This is a genomic window from Rhodococcus sp. CX, from assembly GCF_015865005.1.
Classification (GTDB): Bacteria; Actinomycetota; Actinomycetes; order Mycobacteriales; family Mycobacteriaceae; genus Rhodococcus.
Window position 1 is genome coordinate 5,125 of sequence record NZ_JADZGH010000023.1, and the last position, 285, is coordinate 5,409.

Here is a 285-nt window from a genome sequence, read left to right on the forward strand (position 1 = left end):
CGCCTCCCCCGCCGCACTGCAGGGCGGTCAACAGTCAATCGACGCCAACCCGATCGGTGCGGGCCCGTACACCCTCGAGTCGTGGTCCCGTCAGGACGTCATCAAGCTGACCCGCAACGAGAACTACTACGACGCACCGCTTCCGCACCTGGACAAGCTCGAGATCCGGGCGATCATCGACGCCGACCAGCGATACAACACCCTCACCAGCGGCGGCGCCGACCTCTCCATGGAAGGCAACTGGACGAACCTCACCAAGGCGAACGACGCCGGACTGCAGAACGC

At 65.3% G+C, this 285-nt stretch carries 1 protein-coding gene; it reads left to right on the forward strand.

Features of this window, described 5'->3' with window-relative positions; all coding sequences use genetic code 11:
- On the forward strand, positions 1 to 285 hold a 285-nt coding region (locus I0Q12_RS02040), incomplete at both ends, for an ABC transporter substrate-binding protein (protein WP_231609851.1).